Source organism: Nonomuraea endophytica (genome assembly GCF_014203235.1).
GTDB lineage: Bacteria > Actinomycetota > Actinomycetes > Streptosporangiales > Streptosporangiaceae > Nonomuraea > Nonomuraea endophytica.
The window spans coordinates 109,623-126,175 of the sequence record NZ_JACHIN010000023.1; the positions used below are offsets into that span (position 1 = coordinate 109,623).

Annotated in this window: 15 protein-coding genes; 10 read left to right on the forward strand and 5 right to left on the reverse strand. The window is 72.3% G+C overall.

Going from position 1 to position 16,553, the window contains the following annotated elements:
* Window positions 1-35 precede the first annotated feature (35 nt).
* Window positions 36-2,474, reverse strand: coding sequence for a pyruvate dehydrogenase (acetyl-transferring), homodimeric type (gene aceE, locus HNR40_RS49340; protein WP_246510764.1), 2,439 nt, complete (start codon window positions 2,472-2,474; stop codon window positions 36-38).
* Window positions 2,475-2,545: 71 nt separating this feature from the next.
* On the opposite strand from aceE, the gene HNR40_RS49345 reads away from it, so the two are divergent.
* Complete coding sequence (locus tag HNR40_RS49345; protein WP_184974513.1) at window positions 2,546-3,151, forward strand: GntR family transcriptional regulator; 606 nt, start codon at window positions 2,546-2,548, stop codon at window positions 3,149-3,151.
* Between the two features lie 79 nt (window positions 3,152-3,230).
* Here HNR40_RS49345 and HNR40_RS49350 read toward each other — a convergent pair whose 3' ends face one another.
* Together HNR40_RS49350 and HNR40_RS49355 are read right to left on the reverse strand one after the other, a co-directional pair.
* Window positions 3,231-4,019, reverse strand: coding sequence for an alpha/beta fold hydrolase (locus HNR40_RS49350; protein WP_221341761.1), 789 nt, complete (start codon window positions 4,017-4,019; stop codon window positions 3,231-3,233).
* Complete coding sequence (locus tag HNR40_RS49355; RefSeq protein WP_184974516.1) at window positions 4,016-5,449, reverse strand: MFS transporter; 1,434 nt, start codon at window positions 5,447-5,449, stop codon at window positions 4,016-4,018. The genes HNR40_RS49350 and HNR40_RS49355 overlap by 4 nt, the downstream gene beginning before the upstream one ends.
* 85 nt (window positions 5,450-5,534) lie before the next feature.
* Here HNR40_RS49355 and HNR40_RS49360 point away from each other — a divergent pair, with 85 nt between their 5' ends.
* The 4 genes from HNR40_RS49360 (at window position 5,535) to HNR40_RS49375 (ending at window position 10,895) form a co-directional block, all read left to right on the forward strand.
* The gene (locus tag HNR40_RS49360; RefSeq protein ID WP_184974519.1) at window positions 5,535-6,149 is read left to right on the forward strand and encodes a TetR/AcrR family transcriptional regulator; all 615 of its coding nucleotides are present in this window, start codon (window positions 5,535-5,537) and stop codon (window positions 6,147-6,149) included.
* Between the two features lie 72 nt (window positions 6,150-6,221).
* Entirely contained in the window at window positions 6,222-6,686 is a 465-nt protein-coding gene (locus HNR40_RS49365; RefSeq protein WP_184974523.1) for a PPOX class F420-dependent oxidoreductase, read from the forward strand.
* Window positions 6,687-6,705: 19 nt separating this feature from the next.
* Window positions 6,706-9,477, forward strand: coding sequence for an AfsR/SARP family transcriptional regulator (locus tag HNR40_RS49370; protein WP_184974526.1), 2,772 nt, complete (start codon window positions 6,706-6,708; stop codon window positions 9,475-9,477).
* 23 nt (window positions 9,478-9,500) lie between these two features.
* Window positions 9,501-10,895, forward strand: coding sequence for an MFS transporter (locus tag HNR40_RS49375; RefSeq protein WP_221341762.1), 1,395 nt, complete (start codon window positions 9,501-9,503; stop codon window positions 10,893-10,895).
* Here the strand turns inward: HNR40_RS49375 and HNR40_RS49380 are convergent.
* Window positions 10,855-11,217, reverse strand: coding sequence for an ester cyclase (locus tag HNR40_RS49380; protein ID WP_184974528.1), 363 nt, complete (start codon window positions 11,215-11,217; stop codon window positions 10,855-10,857). The two genes, HNR40_RS49375 and HNR40_RS49380, sit on opposite strands and share 41 nt — an antisense overlap.
* A gap of 31 nt (window positions 11,218-11,248) precedes the next feature.
* Here HNR40_RS49380 and HNR40_RS49385 point away from each other — a divergent pair, with 31 nt between their 5' ends.
* The 3 genes from HNR40_RS49385 to HNR40_RS49395 all read left to right on the forward strand — a co-directional run bounded on the left by HNR40_RS49385 (window position 11,249) and on the right by HNR40_RS49395 (window position 14,343).
* A complete protein-coding gene (locus HNR40_RS49385; RefSeq protein ID WP_184974531.1) occupies window positions 11,249-12,457 on the forward strand; it encodes an amidohydrolase in 1,209 nt (402 codons plus the stop codon).
* Between the two features lie 115 nt (window positions 12,458-12,572).
* Window positions 12,573-13,784, forward strand: a complete 1,212-nt coding sequence (locus tag HNR40_RS49390; protein ID WP_184974534.1) for an MFS transporter — start codon at window positions 12,573-12,575, stop codon at window positions 13,782-13,784.
* Window positions 13,765-14,343: a TetR/AcrR family transcriptional regulator gene (locus HNR40_RS49395; RefSeq protein WP_184974536.1), complete on the forward strand. Its 579-nt coding sequence runs from the start codon at window positions 13,765-13,767 to the stop codon at window positions 14,341-14,343. The genes HNR40_RS49390 and HNR40_RS49395 overlap by 20 nt, the downstream gene beginning before the upstream one ends.
* Here HNR40_RS49395 and HNR40_RS49400 read toward each other — a convergent pair.
* A complete protein-coding gene (locus HNR40_RS49400; RefSeq protein ID WP_246510765.1) occupies window positions 14,315-15,151 on the reverse strand; it encodes an alpha/beta fold hydrolase in 837 nt (278 codons plus the stop codon). The genes HNR40_RS49395 and HNR40_RS49400 overlap by 29 nt on opposite strands.
* Before the next feature lie 87 nt (window positions 15,152-15,238).
* On the opposite strand from HNR40_RS49400, the gene HNR40_RS49405 reads away from it, so the two are divergent.
* On the forward strand, window positions 15,239-15,781 hold the full coding sequence (locus HNR40_RS49405) for a CGNR zinc finger domain-containing protein (RefSeq protein ID WP_184974542.1): 543 nt from the start codon (window positions 15,239-15,241) through the stop codon (window positions 15,779-15,781).
* A gap of 138 nt (window positions 15,782-15,919) precedes the next feature.
* Entirely contained in the window at window positions 15,920-16,552 is a 633-nt protein-coding gene (locus HNR40_RS49410) for a hypothetical protein (protein ID WP_184974546.1), read from the forward strand.
* Window position 16,553: the final 1 nt, after the last annotated feature.

Genomic DNA, 16,553 nt, shown 5'->3' on the forward strand with positions numbered 1-16,553 from the left:
TCCTGTCGACATCCGCTTAACAGCCGCTTGAATCTTTACTCGATCGCTTTGAGCACGGCGTCGGCGATCGAGCGCGGGTCCACGCCGAAGTGCTCGCGCACCGCCTCGCGGGTGTCGGAAAGCCCGAATCCGTCGGTGCCCAGCGAGGTCCAGGGGCGCTCGATCCACGGCGCGATCTGGTCGGGCACCGCCCGCATCCAGTCACTCACCGCGATCACCGGCCCGTCCGTCCCGGCGAGCGCCTGCTTCAGGTACGGCACGCCGTCCGTGGCCATCGCCTCCCTGCGCAGCTCACTCCAGGAGGTGACCGACCAGACGTCGACGCCCACGCCGTACTCCTCGTCGAGCGTCTTCTGGGCGGCCAGCGCCCAGTGCACGGCGGTCCCGCTGGCCAGGATGTGCGCCTGCCCGCCGCCGGAGGAGTATCTGTAGATGCCCTTGACGATGCCTTCCTCGACGCCCTCCGGCATCGCGGGCTGGGGCAGCGGCTCGTTGTAGACGGTGAGGTAGTAGAAGACGTTCTCGGGGGCGGGGCCGTACATGCGGCGCAGTCCGTCGCGCACGATCACGCCCACCTCGTAGGCGAAGGCCGGGTCGTAGGAGAGCGCGGCGGGGTTGGCCGAGGCCAGCAGGTGCGAGTGCCCGTCGGCGTGCTGGAGTCCCTCGCCGGTCATGGTGGTACGGCCCGCCGTGGCCCCGACCAGGAAACCCCGGCCGAGCTGGTCGGCCAGCGCCCACATCTGGTCGCCGGTCCGCTGCCAGCCGAACATCGAGTAGAAGATGTAGAACGGGATCATCGGCTCGCCGTGGGTGGCGTAGCTGGTGGCGGCGGCGGTGAGGGAGGCCATCGAACCGGCCTCGGTGATGCCCTCGATGAGGATCTGGCCCTGCTCCGACTCCTTGTAGGCGAGCAGGAGCTCCCGGTCGACGGAGTCGTAGCGCTGGCCGAGCGGCGAGTAGATCTTCGCGGTGGGGAAGAGCGACTCCATGCCGAACGTCCTGGCCTCGTCGGGCACGACGGGCACCCAGCGGCGGCCGGTCTCCGGCTCCTTCATCAGGTCCTTGACGAGGCGGACGAAGGCCATCGTGGTGGCCACCGGCTGTGTGGACCCCTTGGCCAGGGATTGGAAGGGCTTGTCGCCCGGTAGTTCCAGATTTTTCTGGACATATGTGCGCTTGGGGATGGGGCCGCCGAGGGCCTCGCGGCGCGCCAGCGCGTACCGGACCTCGGGCGAGTCGGGGCCCGGGTGGAGGAACGGCGGGAACTCGCCCTCCAGCGGCGGCACCGGCAGGCCCAGCCGCTCGCCCATCTCCCGGAACTCCGGCAGCGTGAGCTTCTTCATCTGGTGGTTGGCGTTGCGGGCCTCGACCCCGGCGCCGAGCGTCCAGCCCTTGACCGTCTGCACCAGGATGACCGTCGGCGCGCCCTTGACGGACTTGGCCCGCTGGTAGGCGGCGTACACCTTGCGCGGCTCGTGCCCGGCCCGGGAGCCGCCGACGACGCGGCGCAGTTCCTCGTCGCTCGCGCTCGTGCTCAGCCCGTGGAACAGGTGCTCGCGAATGTAGGCGCCGTCGGAGGCGGCGAACGTCTGGAACTGGCCGTCGGGGATCTCCCCCAGCCGGGCGACCAGCTCGTCGTCGTGGAGCAGGCCGTCCCACTCCCGGCCCCACAGCGCCTTGACCACGTGCCAGCCGGCGCCGCGGAAGACGCTCTCCAGCTCCTGGACGATGCGGGTGTTGCTGCGTACCGGGCCGTCGAGGCGCTGCAGGTTGCAGTTGATCACGAAGGTGAGGTTGTCGAGCCCTTCGCGGGCGGCCAGGGTGAGCGCCGCCGTGGACTCGGGCTCGTCCATCTCGCCGTCGCCGAGGAAGGCCCAGACATGGCTGTTGCTGGTGTCCTTGATGCCGCGGTTATGGAGATAGCGGTTGAACCTGGCCTGGTAGACCGCGTTGAGCGGGCCCAGGCCCATGGAGACGGTCGGGAACTGCCAGAAGTCCGGCAGGGCGCGCGGGTGCGGGTAGGAGGGCAGGCCGCCGAGGGTCTCGCGGCGGAAGGCGTCCAGCTGCTTTTCGCTCAGGCGGCCTTCGAGGAAGGCGCGGGCGTAGATGCCCGGGGAGGCGTGGCCCTGGAAGTAGACCTGGTCGTCGGCGCCGTTGAAGAAATGGTTGAAGCCGATCTCGTACAGCCAGGCCGCTGAGGCGTACGTGGCCATGTGGCCGCCCAGGCCCAGCTTGCTGCCCCTGCTGACCATGGCCGCGGCGTTCCAGCGGTCGTAGGCCGCGATGCGCTCCTCCAGCTCCAGGTCACCCGGGTAGGGCGGTTCCTCGGCCGTGGGCACGGTGTTCACGTAACGGGAGGACGTGGCCAGCCTCCGCAGCAGGTAGTCGGCCCGTTCGGGACCGGCGGCCCGCCTGACCGCGTCGAGCGACTCCAGCCACTCGGCGGTCTCCTGAGGATCCAGATCTTTCTCCATACCTACCATTAAACACCGGATGATCGATCATTGGGTGTTAGGGTGACTGGATTCGCGATTTAATCTTGAGTGTGAAACCCGTAGTGCGTTCCCCGCTCCGCGACGACATCCGCCGGCAGCTGCTGGACGGCCTGATCACCGGCCGCTGGGCCCCAGGCGAGCGCATCGTCGAGCGCCGCGTGGCCGCCGACCTCGGCGTCAGCCAGGCTCCGGTACGCGAGGCGCTGCGCGAGCTGGAGTCGCTGCGCCTGATCGAGTCATCCCCCAACAAGGGCGCGCGCGTACGCCCCGTCACCCGAGCCGACCTGCGCGAGGTCTACCAGGTGCGGGCCGGGCTTGAGGAGACCGCGGCCCGCCTGGGCGCCCCGGCGGTGGAGGCGCTGGAGGCCCACACCGCCAGCCTCGAAGCGGCCGCGGCGACCGGCTCGCTGTCCGGTCAGGTGTCGGCCGGGATCGCCTTCCACCGGGAGATCGTCGCCGCCTCGGGCAACGCGCTGCTGCTGTCGGTGTGGGACGGCCTGGGCCTGGAGGTGTGGACGCACCTGTCGATCCGGGTGTTCCGCGCCGAACTCCACGAGAACGCCGCCGACCACCAGCCGCTCGTGGACGCCTTCCGCACGGGCGACCCCCAGGCCCCGGGCCTCCTGCGCGACCACATCCTCAGCTACGCGCCATGAGGAAGCCCGGCCTCCTCAGCCACGCGCCATGAGGAAGCCCGGCCTGCTTAGCCACGCGCCCTGAACAAGCCGGGCCTCCTTAGCTAGACGCCGTGAGGAAGGCGGAGATGCGCGCGGACCAGGTGCGGATGTCGGCCAGGGTGGCCGAGACGTGCAGGGTGGCGGCCGGGAGCAGGTCGGCGAGGGCCTCGGCCGTGGACAGCGGGTGGCCGTCGTCGGTCTCCCAGGCCAGGATCAGCGCGGGGTGCGTCAGCGCGGGCAGTTCCGAAGGCGCGGGCAGGTCGGAGGCGGCCAGGCCGCGCATGACCGAGGGCAGCAGATCCCAGGAGACGTCCGGCAGCGGGTAGGCGGGCCCCTGGGCGAAGATCGCGGGTGGTTCCTCACCGGCCATCAGGTCGGCGAACCCCCTCGGCCCCCGGGTCTCCAGCGCCTCGGCCGCCTCCCGGTAATGGGCGGCCACCGGCTTCCTGGTCTCCCACGCGGTCGGCGGGATGATCAGCACCAGCCGTTCGAACGCCTCCGGCCGCTTCAGCGCGGCGTGCAGCACGGTGCCCGTGCCCATGGAGGCGCCCATCCCGGTGACCGGCCCGGCGTCCACGTGGTCGATCACCGCGAGCAGGTCGTCGGCCAGGTTCGTGAAGACGTAGTCATCGGGTACGGCCCGCCCGGTCGACTTGCCGTGACCACGGGCGTCGTAACGGACCAGCCTGGCCGCCTCCGCCACCGGCTCCCACAGGAACAGCCCGTGCCGCTCCTCGCCGGCCCGGCTGGACAGGGCGCCGTGGGCGTGGACCGCGAGCGGCCCGCCCTCCTCGCCGCTCACCGCGTAGGCCAGGTCGGCTCCCTCTCGGGCGACGGTCGCCATCATTTCCTCCTCAGCATGGTGTGGATGCCCACGGCGGCGACCGTACAGATCACCGCGATCGCCCACAACAGCAGGTGCCACGCGGCGGTGAAAGCCTCCGGCGCCGTCCCCTCCCCCGCCGCGATCCGGTTGGCCAGCGCGCCGTCGCCCACCTCGGCCCCGACCAGGCTCACCAGTGCCGCCCCGAACACGGCGATGACCACGGCCTCGCTCCCGATCCGCATCGTGTTGACGAACCCGGCCGCCATCCCGGCCCTCTCTGGCTCGACCATGCTCATGGCCAGCCCGTCGCCCACGCCGAACGCGATCCCCACCCCGGCCCCGACCAGCAGCAACGGCCCGGCCAGTTCGCCCAGCCCGGCCCCCGGGTGCAGCACGGTCAGCCAGGCCGCCCCGATCGCGAACATCAGCACGCTGCCCGGCACCAGCACCCCGGCAGGTACGCCCCGGTTGACCAGCCATCCGCCCACCGGCGGCACGACCAGCACGGGCGCGGTGAGGGCGAGCATCCAGGTGCCCGCCTCCCGCACGCCGAGCCCGTTCGCGCCCACGAGATAGGTCGGCAGGTAGGTCAGCAGCGTCACGAACCCGAACGTGATCGCCACCGGCACCAGGCTCAGCGCCAGGAAGGCCCGGTTGCGCACGAGCGTCAGGTCCAGGATGGGATGGGCGCTACGGCGCTGCAGCACGACGAACGCGACCAGCAGCGCGGCCGCGGCCGCGACCAGCCCGAGCACCTGGACGCTGCCCCACCCGGCCTGCGGCCCCTGCACCACGGCCACGGTGAGCAGCGCGAGCCCGCCGATGGAGGTGAGCGCCCCCGGCACGTCCACCGGCACCCGCCGCCCGGCCCGCGACTCGGCCACGAACACGGACCCGAGCAGCGACAGGCCAAGCACCACGGCGTTGGCCAGGAAGAAGGCCCGCCAGCCGAGCCCGCCGACCAGCCATCCCGCGGCGCTGGGCCCGAGGGCGAGCCCGGCTCCGGCCACGACGCCCAGCGCGGCGAAGGCCCTGGTCCTGGCGGGCCCCTCGAACAGGGTGGCCAGCAGCGCGGCGCCACCGGCCATCACGGCGGCGGCGCCGACGCCGGACAGGGCCCTGGCGGCGTCGAGCAGCCAGACGTTCTGCGCGATGCCGGCGGCCAGCGAACCGGCCGCGAAGACCGCGGCGCCGGTGGCGAAGACGCGCCGCCTGCCGTACAGGTCGGCGAGGGAGCCGGCGACCAGCATGAACGAGGCGAAGGTGAGGTTGTAGGCGTTCATCACCCATTGCAGGGGTGCGCCGGTGGCGGTCAGGTCGGCGCCGATGCGCGGCAGGGCGACAGCCGTACCGGAGATCGACATGGGGACGACGAGGAAGCCGAGCAGCACGACGGCGGCGGCTGCCAGGGGCCGGGCCGTGACGGCGCGGACGGGAGCGAGGACGGTCACACGATCTCCTTCGAAATTGCCACTCCGAGGAAAGTGCCACTGAGGGGCATTCGCTGTCAAACGGCATACGCGTTAGGGTTGCGCCATGGACCTTCGGGAGCTGCCCCTGCGCGAGCGCAAGAAGGCCCGCACCCGGCAGGCGCTGGCCGAGACGGCGCTGCGCCTGTTCACGGAGAAGGGCTTCGAGGCGACCACGCTCGACGAGCTGGTCGACGCCGTGGAGGTGTCCAAACGCACGTTCTTCCGCACGTTCCCCTCCAAGGAGGACGTGGCGCTGGCCACCGACAACGAGCTGTGGTCGGTCTTCCTCGCCGAGGTGGCCGTGATGGAGATCCGCGGGCCGGTCACCGCGGCGTTCCTGACCGCGGTGCGGACCGCGCTCGGCCGCATGGACGACGGCTGGGCCGAGCGGTTCCTGGCCACCCGGGCGCTGTGCGCGCGGGTGCCCGCCGTCGAGGCGCACAGCCTGCGCTACTGCAACGACACCACCCGCGCGGCGGTGGAACGGCTGGCCGCCCGCCTGGGCCGTGACCGGGGCGACGTCAGCCTCAGCCTGGCCGTGGAGATCTCCATCGCCGCCTGGCGCCACGCCGCCCTGACCTGGACCGACGACGGCGGCGAGGGCGGCCTGCCCGGTCTTCTCGACCGCCTCGACCACGCCTTCGCCGCCATCCCCTCAGCGGTGACGGTCTCCGCCTGACCAAAGCACCGCACCGCACTGACCGCACCGCACCGCACCGCACTGACCGCATCGACGAAAGGCCCGCGTCCCATGCCCCGCACGATCGCCACCGCGACCCGCGTCGACCTGCCCGAGCTGCTGGAGTTCTTGCGCCCGCGCCACCACGGGCTGCTGTCCACCGCCCGCGCGTCCGGCCGCCCCCAGCTCTCGCCGGTCGCCTGCGGCGTGGACGAGTCCGGGCGGATCGTGGTGTCCACCTACCCGGACCGCGCCAAGGCGCACAACGCCCGGCGCGACGAGCAGGTGTCGATCTGCGTGCTGTCCGACGACTGGAACGGCCCGTACGTGCAGGTCGACGGCCGCGCCGAGGTGCTGGACATGCCGGCGGCCGAGGACGCTCTGGTGGAGTACTTCCGGTGCATCGCCGGCGAGCACCCGGACTGGCAGGAGTACCGCGAGGCCATGCGCCAGCAGGACAAGTCGCTGATCCGGATCACCATCGACTCCTGGGGCCCGATCGCCACCGGCGGGTTCCCCGCGCGACTGGCGGACTGACATCGGGGATGCTGGAGGGGTGGCGGAAGGCATCTTCATCCGGCTGCTCGGATCGGTGAGCGCGCGGGACGGCTCGCGCGCGGTCGAGCTCGGGCCGCCGCGCAGGCAGGCCGTGCTGGCGATGCTGGCCGCCCGCGCGGGCACGCCGGTCACGCTGGACGGGCTGGTCGACGGGGTGTGGGGCGAGCGTGCGCCGCGCAGTGCCGTGCAGAACGTCCACACCTACATCGCCGGGCTACGGCGGGCGCTGGAGCCCGAGCGGTCGCCGCGCGCCCCGGCCGGGCTGCTGAGAGGCGTGCGCGGCGGCTACCTGCTGGCCTTAGACAGCTCCTGCGTCGACTCCCTGGTCTTCGCCGACCGCGTCGAACGGGCCCGCTCCTTACCCGCGGACCAGGCGCTGGCCCACCTGGAGGAGGCGCTCGGGCTGTGGCGGGGTCCGGCGCTGTTCGGCCTGCCGGGACCGTTCGCGGAGGTCGAGGGGCAGCGGCTGGAGGAGCTCCGGCTGAGCGCCGTCGAGGAAAGGGCGGCGCTGCTGCTCGACGCGGGCCGCGACGCCGACGCGCTGGACGGCCTTGAGCAGGTGGCGCGCGCCCATCCGCTGCGCGAGCGGCTGTGGGAGCTGCTGGTACGCGCCCAGGCCGCCGGCGGCCGCCGGGCGGAGGCGGCCAGATCCTTCGAGCAGGCCCGCCACAACCTGGCCGAGGAGCTGGGCGTGCACCCGGGGCAGGGGTTGCGCGAGGCTTTGGCGGGGCTGCGGCAGGCCGGTGACCGCCGCGCGCCGCAGCAGTTGCCACGCGACCTGCGCGCCTTCGTGGGCCGCGAGGCCGAGACGGCGGAGCTGTGCTCGCTGCTGGCGCCGCCGGGCGGCACGTCGCCGGCGTCCGTGGTGGCCGTCACGGGCGTGGCGGGGGCGGGCAAGTCCGCGCTCGCCGTCCACGTGGCCCACCTGCTGCACACCCGTTTCCCCGACGGCCGGCTGTTCACCAACCTGCGCGGCGCCACGCCCGGGGTCCGGGCGGTGAGCCCGCTGGAGGCGCTGGGCCGGTTCTTACGCGCGCTGGGCGTGGCGGCCGAGGACGTCCCGGTCGACCTGGACGAGGCCATCGCCCTGTGGCACAGCCGCCTGGACGGCCGGCGGCTGCTCATCGTGCTCGACGACGCCAAGGACCCGGCCCAGGTACGCCCGCTGCTGTCGGTGCCGGCGGGCAACGCCGTACTCCTGACCAGCAGAGAGTCCTTCTCCTGCGTCGACGACTGCGCGCAGGTGAGCCTGGCGACGCTGCCGGAGCCGGAGGGCGCGGCGATGCTGGCCGAGCTGGTGGGCGGCGAGCGGGTGCGGGCCGAGCCGCGGGCGGGCCGGCGGCTGGTCGAGCTGTGCGGCGGGCTGCCGCTGGCGATCAGAGTCGCGGCCGCAAGGCTGCTGGACGACCCGCACGCCGGCCTGGCCAGGCACGTCGCGCTGCTGGAGGACGAGCACTCCCGGCTGGAGGAGCTGCAGGCGGGCGACATCGCGGTGCGCTCCAGCCTGATGGGCAGCTGGAGCGCGCTGGCCGGCAGCGAGCACGAGCGCGACCGGCAGGCCGCCGCCGCCCTCGCCGCCCTGGGACTGCTCGACGTGGCCGAGATGTCGCCGCAGGTGGTGGCCGCGCTCATGGGCACCGAGGTCGCGGTCGCCGAGCGGGCGCTCAACCGGCTGGCCGCGGCGCATCTGATCGACCGCGTGCGCTCCGGCCGCTACCACCTGCACGACCTCGTACGGCTGTTCGCCCGCGAGATAGCCCCGGAAGGCCGCCGCGAACCACTGCTCAGAGCCCTGGGCTTCTACGCCGCCACGGCCCGCGCCGCCACGGTCCTGCGCGACCCGCACCGGGTGCAGCCCGCCGGCCCGCCGGTCACCGCCGAGCCGCAGCACTTCGCCGACCGGGACGAGGCGTGCGCGTGGCTCGTCGCCGAGGATCCGAACCTGGTCGCGGCGGCGTGGCAGGCGATGGGCGAGCCCGACGACGAGATCGCCGCGCTGGGCGTCGCCGTGACGTTCGCGCTGCTGTGGCACCAGATCGACGCGTGCGCCATGGCCGACATGCGGCGGCTCAACGAGCGCGCCCTGGTCGTGTCCCGGCGGCTGGGCCAGGACCGGCTGATCCTGGAGTGCCACAACCACCTGGGCCACACGGCCAACTGCTACCACCGCACGCCTGAGGCCATCTGGCACTACGAGCAGCAGCTCGACCTGGCCAGGCGGCTGGCGGACCCGTTCTGCGAGCAGCGCGCCCTGGGCAACATGGCCTCCACCCAGCACACCGGCGGCCTGTTCGCGCAGGCACTCGACTCAGCCCTGGCCCAGCTGGCGCTCGCCCGCAGGGAGGGGTTCGCCGTCGGGGAGCGTTTCGCGCTGTTCATCGCCGGTTCCGCCTACCGCGGCCTGGGCCGCTCGGCCGAGGCGCGGGACCTGCTGACGCGGGCGTTCGACCTGGCCGTCGAGGCGGGCGACGACTTCCAGGTCCTGTCGACCGGCCGCGAGCTCGCCGAGCTCTACCTGGACCTGTACGACTTCGACGAGGCGCTGGAACGGCTGACGCGCACCCACGCGCTGGCCGTCGCGCTCAACAGCAAGAAGTGCACGATCGCCTGCCTGATGGCCCTGGCCACGGCCTACCGGCGGCTCGGCGACCCGTCCAAGGCCCACGCCCACCTGACCGAGGCCGCCGCCCTCATCGAGGAGACCGGCGACGCCTATCACCTCGAACGCCTCCACCAGGAGGAACGGGCGGTCCGCCTTGATCTCAACTGAGGTTGAGGTTCTACGGTGGGGGTGTGAGACGTGGACGAATGCTCGCCGTGCTGCTCGTGGCCTGGTTCATGGCGCAGTTCGACTTCTTCGTGGTCAACGTGGCAGCGCCGGCCTTCGAGCGGGAACTGGGCGCGAGCCAGGCGCAGCTTGAGCTGATCGTGGGCGGCTACGCGTTCACGTTCGCCGCCGGGATGATCACCGGCGGCCGGCTGGGCGACCGCTACGGCTACCGCAGGATGTTCGTCATCGGGATGACCGCGTTCACCCTCGCCTCGGTCCTGTGCGGGCTGGCGCTCGACCCGGCCCAGCTCATCGCCGCCCGGCTCCTGCAAGGGCTGGCCGGCGCGATCATGGTGCCGCAGGTGCTGGCGATGGTCCCGGTGATCTTCGAGCCGCGCGAGCGTCCCAAGGCCGTCGGCTGGTACGGCCTCGCGGGCGGCGTCGGCGCGATCGCCGGGCAGGTGCTCGGCGGGCTGCTGCTCACCGCCGACGTCCTGGGCCTGGGATGGCGGATCGTCTTCCTGCTCAACCTGCCGATCGGCGTGGTCACGGTCGTCCTGGCCGCCCGCCTGCTGCCGAAGGCCGACTCGGGCGGGTACTCGCGGCTGGACCTGCGTGGGGCCGCCGGGCTGGCGATCGGGCTGGCGTTGGTGCTGGTGCCGCTCGGGCTCGGGCACAGTCTGGGCTGGCCGGTGTGGGCGTGGGTGTGCATGGCCGCCGCCGTACCGGTGCTGGCGCTGACCGGGCGCTGGCAGCGGGTGCTGGCCGCGCGCGGCGGTCAGCCCGTGCTGGACCTGGCGTTGCTGAAGGTGCGCTCCTACGTCGCCGGGGTCGGCGCGGTCACCGCCTTCACCGCCTACTTCGTGTCGTTCATGTTCACGCTGACGCTGCTGCTCCAGGGCGGGTTCGGGCTGGACGCGTTCCACGCGGGGCTGGCGTTCGCGCCGATGGGGCTGATGTTCTCGATCACCTCGCTGCTCGGCAGCCGCCTGGTCCGCCGGTACGGCCCGCGGGTCGTCGTGGCCGGCGGCTGCGTCACCGCGGCCGGGCTGATCGCGATGCTCTTCGTGGAAGGGGTGCCGTGGACCATCGCGGCGCTCATGGTGGTCGGCACCGGCAACGGGCTGGTGCTGCCGCAGCTGATCGGCACCGCGCTGGTCGAGGTGGAGCCGGGGCAGGCGGGCATCGCCTCGGGCTTCCTGACGACGGCGCAGCAGTTCGCCGGGGCCGGCGGGGTCGCGGTGATCGGGGCGGTGTTCTTCGCGGCTGCCGCGGGACCGGGCGGCTATCCGGGGGGCATGCGCTGGTCGGCCGCGATCGATCTCGTGCTGATCCTGGTCGTGGTCGCCGTGGTCGCCTACAACAGCCGCCGGGCGCTCACCCGAGCTGAGCTTCCAGTCCCTTCACGTCGGACATGACCCAGTACTCGGCGAATCGGCCGCCTTCGGCGCGCAGGATGTCGTGGCCGCTGAAGGCGACCGGCCTGCCCTGGTAGTCGCCGCTGAACGTCCAGCGGGCGGCCACGAGGTCGCCGGTGACGATCGGGCCCACGTCGAGCGTGACCTTCACTCCGGTGAAGGGCTCGTGCCCCTGCTTCAGCACCTCGATCAGCTCGTCGGGGCCCCTCACGTCCATGCCGGGCCAGTGGCCGACGAAGTCGTCCGTGACGAGTTCCCGGGCGAGTCCGAAGTCGCCGTTCCACATCTCCAGGAGCCAACGTTCGTACAGGTTAGTGACCATATCCAGCGACGTACCCACTAGGTTGCCCTTCATGAACGTTGCGATTACCGGGGGTTATGTCGTGCCCGTGACGGGCGCGCCTATCGAGAACGGCACCATTCTCATCCAGGACGGGAAGATCACCGCCGTCGGCGCGGACGTCGCCGTGCCCGGCGGCGTGGAGATCGTGGACGCGGACGGCGCCTGGGTGCTGCCGGGCTTCGTGGAGGCCCACGGGCACATGGGCGTCCACGAGGAGGCCGACGGCTGGGCGGGCCAGGACACCAACGAGATGACCGACCCGAACGGCGCCCGCCTGCGCGCGCTCGACGCGATCAACCCTGCCGACCTCGGCTTCGGCGACGCGCTGTCCGGCGGCGTCACCACCGCGGTGATCAAGCCGGGCTCCGCCAACCCCATCGGCGGCCAGACCGTGGCGCTCAAGTGCTGGGGCAGGAGCGTGGAGGAGATGCTCCTGCGCGAGCCGGTCAGCGTGAAGAGCGCGCTCGGCGAGAACCCCAAGCGCGTGTACGGCGACCAGAAGAAGCTGCCCTCAACCCGCCAGGGCGTGGCCGCGGTGATCCGCGACGCGTTCATGAAGGCCCAGGACTATCGGGCCAAGCGGGCGGCGGCGGCCGACGAGGGCAAGCCGTTCGACCGGGACGGCACGATGGAGGTGCTGGTCAGGGTGCTGGACGGGGAACTGCCCTGGTGCCAGCACACCCACCGGGCCGACGACATCGCCACCGCGCTGCGCCTGGCCGACGAGTTCGGCTACCGGGTGATCGTCAACCATGCCACCGAGGGGCATCTGCTGGCCGACGTGCTCGCCGAGCGGCGGATTCCGGTGATCATCGGGCCGCTGTTCACCAGCCGGACGAAGGTGGAGCTGCGGCAGCGGTCGCTGCGCAACCCCGGCATCCTGGCCAGGGCGGGGGTCGAGCTGGCCATCACGACCGACCATCCCGTGGTGCCGATCCACTTCCTGGTGCACCAGGCGACGCTGGCGGTAAAGGAAGGGCTGGACCGGGAGACCGCGCTGCGGTCCATCACGGTGAATCCGGCCAAGATCATGGGGCTGGACGACCGGGTCGGGGCTCTGGCGCCGGGGCTCGACGGCGACGTGGTGATCTGGTCGGGGGATCCGCTGGACGTCATGAGCCGGGCGTTGCGGGTGTTCGTGTCCGGGCGTGAGGTGTACACGTTCTCCGATGAGCTGGGCGAGGGCGTGGTGGCTGACCCGTACTACCGCGAGTCCTGATTTTTCACTACTTAACGCGCCGCGTCCCGATTGGGGCGCGGCGCGTTGGTTTCCCGGCATGCCGTACAGTGAAAAAATCTAACACTCGTTCAATTTGTTTGCGGAGGCTTCTCCCATGGCCAACCCCTATGCGGCGTTGTTCAGGACGCCCGGCGCCGTGGCCTTCTCCCTCGCCGGGTTCGTGGGGCGGATGCCCATCTCGATGACCGGTATCGGAGTGCTGACGATGTTGTCCCAGATGCGGGGCGGCTACGCGCTCGCCGGAGCCGTGGCCGCGACCTTCACGCTGTCCACCGCCCTCGCGGGACCGCAGGTGTCGCGGCTGGTGGACCGGCTGGGGCAGGGGCGGGTGCTGCTGCCCGCCGCCGGGCTCAGCGTCGCCGGGCTCGCCGCCCTGCTGTTGTGCGCCCGCTCCGGCGCGCCCGCCTGGACGTTGTTCGTCTTCGCCGCGCTGGCCGGGACGCTGCCCAACCTGGCCGCGATGGTCCGCGCCCGCTGGACCCACGCGCACCGCGGCTCTCCTCATCTGCACACGGCCTTCTCGCTGGAGTCGGTGGTGGACGAGCTGACCTTCGTCATCGGCCCGGCACTGTCGGTGGCGCTGTCCACGGCGCTGTTTCCCGAGGCGGGGCCGCTGGTGGCGGGCGTGCTGCTGATCGCCGGGGTCCTGCTGCTGGTGCCGCAGCGGCGCACCGAGCCACCCGTCCAGAGGTACGACGCCGCCGCCGGCCGGGGCCGCTCGGCCGTACGGATCCCGGCGGTGCGGCTGCTGGCGCTGCTCCTGGCGGCGGGCGGCGTGATCGTGGGCACGGTCGACGTGGTCAGCGTGGCCTTCGCCGCCCAGGCGGGCGCCCCGGCGAGCGCCGGGTTCGTGCTGGCCGCCTACGCGGGCGGGTCGGCGCTGTCCGGGCTGGCGTTCGGGGCGCTGCGGCTCACGGTGCCGCTGCCCCGGCTGCTGCTCATCAGCGTGACCGGGACCGCGCTGACCACGGTGCCGCTGCTGTTCGCCGGTGGGGTGGCGGCGCTGGCCGGGGCGGTGTTCGCCGCCGGGCTGTTCTTCGCCCCTACGATGATCGTGGTGATGAGGCTCGTGGAGCGCGCGGTTCCGGCCTCGTCGCTCACCGAGGGGATGACCTGGGCGATCACCGGGCTGAGCGCGGGCATCGCACTGGGCGCGGCGATCGCGGGCGCGCTGGTCGACCGCCACGGCCCGGCGGGCGGGTTCGGCGTCGCCGTAGCGGCGGGAGCGCTCGCGCTGGCGCTGGCCGTCCGGGCCGCCCGCACACATGCCGGAAAGGAGGCGGAAGGTGAACGAGCCGCTCACTGACGGACGCCGCATCAAGGGCGAGCAACGCAAGCGGGAACTGATCGAGGCGACGATCCGGGTGGTCGCCCGCGACGGCGTGGCCGGCGTCAGCCACCGCACCGTCTCCAAGGAGGCCGGCCAGCCCGCCACCGCCGCCGCCTACTACTTCAGGACCATCGACGACCTGCTCACCGCCGCGCTGACCTCCTGCATGGACGAGGACGCCGAGCGCATGCGCCGCCTGGCCGACGTGGACGACCCGGAGGAGGGCCTGCGCGCCCTGGCGGAGCTGATGTGCCGGGTCGTGGCCGCCCCCGCGCACCTGCTGGCCGAGTACGAGCTCTACCTCCTGGCCGCCCGCCGTCCAGAGCTGCGCGAGCCCACCCGGCGCTGGCTGGCCGCCGTCGAGCGCTTCGGCCGCCGCCACACCGACGATCCGGTACGGCTGCGCGTCCTCGCCGGCACGATCGACGGCGTGCTGATGCAGGCGCTGCTGACCGACACGCCGCCCGGCCGGCAGGAATGGGAGGAGATCCTGCGCGCCGTGCTGCTCACACCCGGTCCAGAAACCCGGCGATGAGCGGCGCGATCTCCGCCAGGTCCTCCTCCAGGGCGAAGTGGCCGGTGTCGAAGACGTGGAGCTCGGCGCCGGGCAGGTCGCGCAGGTAGGCGCGGGCGCCGGGCTCGGGGAAGAACGGGTCGTTGCGGCCCCACACGATCAGGGCGGGCGGGGTGTGCTCGCGCAGCCACGCCTGCCACCGGTCGTATTGCTCGACGTTGGAGTGGTAGTCGAAGGCCAGCGCGACCTGGGCCTCCTTGCGGCCGGGCAGGTCCAGGAAGTGCTGGTCGAGCGTCCAGCCGTCGGGCGAGAGGCGCTCGGGGTGGCGGGTGCCCGACTCGTACTGGCCGCGGGTGCCTTCCAGGGTGAGCAGGCCGCGGATGGTCTCCTCGGCGCCGGGCGTCTCGGGCCGCAGGGCGACGAAGTCGCGGGCTCCGGCCGACAGGCCCTCCTCGTAGGCGTTGCCGTTCTGGATCACGAGACCGGCGATCCACTCGGGGTGGCGCAGCGCGAGGCGGAAGCCGACCGGGGCGCCGAAGTCGAAGACGTACACGCTGAAGCGGGTGAGGCCGAGCTCGCGTACGAACCCCTCGGTGATGTCGGCGAGCCGGTCGAAGGTGTAGGTGAAGTCCTCGGGCGCCTGGGTGTGGCCGAAACCGGGATAGTCGGGGGCGATCAGCCGGTAGCGGTCGCCAAGCTCGGCGATCAGCTGCCGGAACTGGTGCGAACCGGACGGGAAGCCGTGCAGCAGGAGGAGCACGGGCGCGTCGGGCTTGGCGGGGACGGACTCGCGGTAGAAGACGCGCACGCCTTCGACGTCGACATACATGCTGGCTAATGCCTTTCGATAGTGAAGATGCATTAGTTGTAGCGTGTCGCGATCTAATGCGTCAACCCATGGATGTAGGATTAGTGCATGACGGACCCGCTGACCGGCGAACATCTCGCCCTCGACCTCGTCAATACCAGACCGAGCGTCGGGGACCTCCTCGCCACCCCCGCCGACCTGCGCCATTGGCTGATACTCCAACGGGGCAGGCTGCGGGACGAGCCGGTCGCGGAGCGCGACGTCGCCCAGGTACGCGAGCTGCGCGAGCTCGTGGCCGTCGCCGTCTCACACCTGCGCGCCGGCACCGCCCCGCCCGACGAGGTCCTGCGCGCCCTCACCCAGGCGCAGCGGATGGCGCCCGCCTACCGCGAGCTGTCCTGGCGCGACGGGGCCGTCGCCGCGCTCCCCCGGCGCTCCGGCACCCCCGGCGAACGCCTGGTGGCCCAGCTCGCCGATGCCGCCGCCGACCTGCTCGCCGGCCCCGACGCCGGCCGTATCCGGCAGTGCGAGGGACACGACTGCGTGATGCTGTTCGTCCCCGCGCACCCGCGCCGCCGCTGGTGCTCGACCGCCCGCTGCGGCAACCGCGCCCGCGTGGCCCGCCACTACCAGCGCCACAAGCCCGCTTGAACGCTTCCGGAAACGGCGTTTTCCGCGCATTCCCGAACCATTGATCGGGCCGGGGCGTCAAACGAGAGATCACAAAGCATCTGGAGTGGTTCATGTGATGATCTGGCCGAGCCCCGCCCGCGTGGGTGCGTCCCCGGCATGGTGACCCGCAAGCGCGCCGCGCGCTCCCGGCAGCGCATCGACGTGAGCCGCCTGCCCGAAGACGTCGTGGCGCTCCTCGACGACCTCCCGCCCGGCGAGAACCTGGTCGTCACCCGCGACGGCGTGCCGATCGCGACGATCGCCAGCACCATCGACGTGGTCCAGGGCGCCGTCGTCGACCGCGCCCCACCCGACGAGGTCCCCGAGGAGGCACCCGTCGACTACGACGGCGTGACCGTCGTGGCCACCGCGATGGAGCTGTCGACCGCGGCCCGGGTGGCGCTGTCCACCCAGCTCGGCCCGGACTACGTCGTGCTCGACATGAAGGTCGCGCCCCTGACGGCCGACGTGCTTCTGGTGCCACCGGGCAGCCCGCAGCTGATCGGGGCGCTCCGGGCGATGTTCGCGAAGGCCCGCATCGTCGTCGCCGAGATCGAGGACGACGAGCTCGGAGTCCAGTACCACGGTCCGGTACGGCGGCTGCTCGACGCCGGTGCCGAGGCGTATCTGCCTCCGGCGAACCTCCCGCGCCTGGCCATGCAGCTCGACTACACGCTCAACCACGGACGGGAGCTCTCCGGCGGGCCCGCCGCGCAGCCGCAGATCGCCCCGGCGGCTGACGACTCATGAG

What these genes read in the sequence shown, in the direction of transcription:
- aceE (WP_246510764.1), bottom strand. Translation starts at nt 2,474, where the DNA reads ATGGAGAAAGATCTGGATCCTCAGGAGACCGCCGAGTGGCTGGAGTCG.
- HNR40_RS49350 (WP_221341761.1), bottom strand. Translation starts at nt 4,019, where the DNA reads ATGATGGCGACCGTCGCCCGAGAGGGAGCCGACCTGGCCTACGCGGTG.
- HNR40_RS49360 (WP_184974519.1), top strand. Translation starts at nt 5,535, where the DNA reads ATGGACCTTCGGGAGCTGCCCCTGCGCGAGCGCAAGAAGGCCCGCACC.
- HNR40_RS49365 (WP_184974523.1), top strand. Translation starts at nt 6,222, where the DNA reads ATGCCCCGCACGATCGCCACCGCGACCCGCGTCGACCTGCCCGAGCTG.
- HNR40_RS49380 (WP_184974528.1), bottom strand. Translation starts at nt 11,217, where the DNA reads ATGGTCACTAACCTGTACGAACGTTGGCTCCTGGAGATGTGGAACGGC.
- HNR40_RS49385 (WP_184974531.1), top strand. Translation starts at nt 11,249, where the DNA reads ATGAACGTTGCGATTACCGGGGGTTATGTCGTGCCCGTGACGGGCGCG.
- HNR40_RS49390 (WP_184974534.1), top strand. Translation starts at nt 12,573, where the DNA reads ATGGCCAACCCCTATGCGGCGTTGTTCAGGACGCCCGGCGCCGTGGCC.
- HNR40_RS49400 (WP_246510765.1), bottom strand. Translation starts at nt 15,151, where the DNA reads ATGTATGTCGACGTCGAAGGCGTGCGCGTCTTCTACCGCGAGTCCGTC.
- HNR40_RS49405 (WP_184974542.1), top strand. Translation starts at nt 15,239, where the DNA reads ATGACGGACCCGCTGACCGGCGAACATCTCGCCCTCGACCTCGTCAAT.
- HNR40_RS49410 (WP_184974546.1), top strand. Translation starts at nt 15,920, where the DNA reads ATGGTGACCCGCAAGCGCGCCGCGCGCTCCCGGCAGCGCATCGACGTG.